The organism is uncultured Sphingomonas sp. (assembly GCF_946477935.1).
Lineage (GTDB): Bacteria > Pseudomonadota > Alphaproteobacteria > Sphingomonadales > Sphingomonadaceae > Sphingomonas.
In genome coordinates this window covers 1-3,537 of sequence record NZ_CAMLAC010000304.1, presented here as the reverse complement: position 1 = coordinate 3,537, position 3,537 = coordinate 1, and the positions used below count along the sequence as shown (strand labels likewise).

The window sequence follows — 3,537 nt, the reverse complement described above, 5'->3', positions numbered from 1 at the left end:
CCATCACTCCCCTCCCGCGAGCGGGAGGGGAGTGATGGTGCCTTCGCGCGCGAGGGCAGTGACGGTGCGGTGCTGGAACTGGTGGCGCCGCTGTCCATCCCTTATGCCTTTGCGCGCAAGTTCGGGGCATGCCTGGCCGCGCAGGAGCCGCTGGCGGTGGCGCTGCGCGAGGGGAGCGATCCCAAGGCGCTGATCGAGTTGCGGCGGCATCTGGGGCGGCCGTTCGCGGTGTCGGTGGTCGAGCCGGCGGCGTTCGACCGGTTGCTGTCCGATGCCTATGCGATGGATGGGCAGGCGACCGCGATGGCGGCGGCCGGGATGGGCGACGAGCTGGACGTGCTGGCCGAGGGCCTGCCGACTGCAGAGGATCTGCTGGACACCGCGGACGATGCACCGGCGATCCGGCTGATCAACGGCATATTGGCCGATGCGGCGCGCAACGGCGTGTCGGACATCCATATCGAGCCATATGAGACGGGACTCGTCGTGCGGATGCGGATCGACGGGGTGCTGCGCGAAACGCTGCGCATGCCGCCGCACGTCGCGCCCGTGGTCGTCAGCCGCATCAAGGTGATGGCGCGCCTGGACATTGCCGAGCGGCGTGTGCCGCAGGACGGGCGCATGGGCCTGACGCTGGGCGGCAAGCTGCTCGACGTGCGTGTGTCGACGCTGCCGAGCCGGGCGGGCGAGCGCGTAGTGCTGCGTATTCTGGACAAGGAGAATGCGGGCATCGACCTGGATGCGCTGGGGATGAGCCCGGCGATGTACGCGCTGCTGCGTGAGGCGCTGGCCGAGCCGAACGGCATCCTGCTGGTCACCGGGCCGACGGGTTCGGGCAAGACGACCTCGCTCTATGCCAGCCTGCGCCTGCTGAACGACGGCAGCCGCAACATCCTGACGGTCGAGGACCCGGTGGAATATGCGGTCGACGGCGTCGGCCAGACGCAGGTGAACGCCAAGGTGGGCCTGACCTTTGCCGCAGGTCTGCGAGCCATTTTGCGGCAAGATCCGGACGTGGTGATGGTTGGCGAAATCCGCGACCGCGAAACCGCGGAGATCGCGGTGCAGGCGTCGCTGACCGGGCATCTGGTGCTGTCCACCGTCCATACCAACGATGCCGTCGGTGCGATCACCCGGATGCGCGACATGAAGGTGGAGCCGTTCCTGCTCGCCTCGACGCTGCGCGCGGTGATTGCGCAGCGGCTGGTGCGGCGGCTTTGCCCCGTCTGTCGTCACGGCGTGCCGGCGCACGAGACGGTGGCGCCGATGCTGGGGATCGCCGATGATGCGATTGTGCATGTCGCGCGCGGGTGTGAAGCGTGCAACGGCACCGGCTACAAGGGCCGGATCGGCGTGTATGAGGCGGTGCGGGTGGACGAGACCGTCCGCCGCCTGATCAACGAGGGCGGCGACGAACAGGCGATTGCCGCACATGCGTTTCAAAGGGCGCCGACGCTGGCCTCCTCGGCGCGCGATCTGGTGCTGGCCGGGCAGACCACCGCGGAAGAGGCGATCCGCGTGACGCGGCGCGACGCGACCGATGGCTGATTTCGACTATGTCGCGATCGACACCAAGGGTGCCGAGCGACGCGGGCATGTCGCCGCCGCCGATGTGGATGCCGCGCGCAAGGCGCTGGATCGACAGCGCCTGTATGTGGTGTCGATCAAACCGGGCAGCGCGCCGGTGGCGGGTGCGCGACCGCTGTTCGGGCTGCAACTGGGCCGCCCCCGCATGTCGGGCAAGCAACTGACGCTGTTCACCCGGCAATTGGCGACGCTGAACCGCGTGTCGCCGCTGGAAGAGAGTTTGCGCACGATCACGCGCCAGACCGAGACCGACAAGGTGCGCGGCATCGTGTCGGCGGTGCATGCCGGTGTGGTTGAGGGGCGCAGGCTGGCCGATGCGATGGCGCGCGAGCCCAAGAGCTTTCCGCCGCTGTACCGCGCGATGGTGGCGGCGGGTGAGAGTTCGGGCACGCTGCCGACGATCCTGGAGCGGCTGGCCGCGCTGCTGGAGCGGCAGGCGGAGATTCGCGGCAAGCTGATCACGGCGCTGGCCTATCCGACGATCCTGGCGCTGGTGGCACTTGGCGTGGTCACCGCGCTGATGATGTTCGTGGTACCGCAGGTGGTGGAGCAGTTCGATACGGTGGGGCAGGAATTGCCCTTCCTGACGCGGATGGTGATCGGCGTGTCGGACCTGCTGGTCGGATGGTGGTGGCTGATGCTGCTGTTCGTCGTGCTGGCGGGGCTTGGCGGGTGGCAGGCGCTGAAGGTGCCGTCGATCCGGTTGTCCTTCGATAGCTGGCTGCTGCGCGTGCCACTGCTCGGGCGGTTGCTGCGCGATCTGCATGCCGCGCGGATGGCGCGGACGCTGGGAACCATGGTGGCGAGCCGGTTGCCGCTGCTGGAGGGTCTGACGCTGACGGCGGGCACGATCCACAACCGGCGGCTGCGCGTCGCCTCCGACGATATCGTTGAGGCGATTCGAGGCGGCGGCAGTCTGTCCGCCGCGATGCGGCGGGCCAGCGTGTTCCCGCCGCTGCTGACCTATCTGGCGGCCGCGGGCGAGGCGGCGGGGCGGCTGGACGAGATGCTGGAGCGCGCCGCCGACTATCTGGAACGCGAGTTCGACCGCTTCACCGCGACCGCGCTGTCGCTGCTGGAGCCGGCGATCATCGTCGTGATGGGCGGCATCGTCGCCACCATCGTGCTATCCATCCTGCTGCCGATCCTGCAACTGAACACGCTGGCAGGACAATGAGGTGACCATGCGTATCGAGATAAATACGGCGCTTCGCCGAGCTAAAGCACGCCGCCGCCGTAATGAGGAGGGCTTCACGCTGGTGGAGCTGATGGTGGTGATCGTCATCATTGGCCTGCTGGCGACGATCGTCGCGCTGAACGTGCTGCCCTCGGGCGATACCGCGCGGATCGAAAAGGCCAAGGCCGATATCGCGCAGATCGAGGGCGGGCTGGAACTCTACAAGTTGCAGAACCTGACCTATCCGACGACGAGCCAGGGCTTGCCGGCGCTGGTGACGATGCCCGCCGGGTTGGCCGATCCGTCGCGCTATCAGCGTGGCGGCTATCTGAAGAAGCTGCCCGATGATCCGTGGGGTCGCCCTTACCTGTATTCCTCGCCCGGCCAGCATGGCGAGGCGGATATCTGGACCTACGGCGCCGACGGCAAGGAAGGCGGCGAGGGGATCAATGCCGATATCGGCAACTGGCAGTAAGACCGCCAGGCGCCGCCGCGAGGCGGGGTTCACGCTGGTCGAACTGATGGTCGTGGTGACGATCATCGGGCTGGCGTCGGCCGCCGTGGTGTGGGCGATGCCCGACCCGCGCGGGCGGCTGGTGGACGAGGCGGCGCGCTTTGCGGTGCGGGTGCGCGCGGCGCAGGACAGCGCGGTGGTGAACGCCGCGCCGGTCAGCCTGTGGGTGACGCGCGGCGGTTACGGCTTCGACCGGCGTACCGGGGGAAGCTGGGTGCCGGTGGCGGACAAGCCGCTGCGTGTCGAGCGCTGGGCGGAG

4 protein-coding genes are annotated in these 3,537 nt (G+C 68.5%); all 4 read left to right on the top strand.

The annotated features are described in order from the left end of the window. The first annotated feature begins 81 nt into the window (after positions 1-81). Positions 82-1,548 (top strand): GspE/PulE family protein, encoded by a 1,467-nt coding sequence (locus tag Q0U08_RS18910; RefSeq protein WP_298093290.1) that lies wholly within the window; start codon positions 82-84, stop codon positions 1,546-1,548. After that, positions 1,541-2,764: a type II secretion system inner membrane protein GspF gene (gene gspF, locus Q0U08_RS18905; protein WP_298093288.1), complete on the top strand. Its 1,224-nt coding sequence runs from the start codon at positions 1,541-1,543 to the stop codon at positions 2,762-2,764. Before Q0U08_RS18910 ends, gspF begins: the two co-directional genes overlap by 8 nt. Before the next feature lie 7 nt (positions 2,765-2,771). Further along, positions 2,772-3,239 (top strand): type II secretion system major pseudopilin GspG, encoded by a 468-nt coding sequence (gene gspG, locus Q0U08_RS18900; RefSeq protein WP_298093287.1) that lies wholly within the window; start codon positions 2,772-2,774, stop codon positions 3,237-3,239. After that, a partial coding sequence (locus tag Q0U08_RS18895) for a prepilin-type N-terminal cleavage/methylation domain-containing protein (protein ID WP_298093286.1) occupies positions 3,214-3,537 on the top strand: 324 nt, incomplete at its 3' end. The genes gspG and Q0U08_RS18895, both read left to right, overlap by 26 nt.

Coding starts and splice junctions, on each gene's coding strand:
- gspF (WP_298093288.1), top strand. CDS start 1,541: ATGGCTGATTTCGACTATGTCGCGATCGACACCAAGGGTGCCGAGCGA.
- gspG (WP_298093287.1), top strand. CDS start 2,772: ATGCGTATCGAGATAAATACGGCGCTTCGCCGAGCTAAAGCACGCCGC.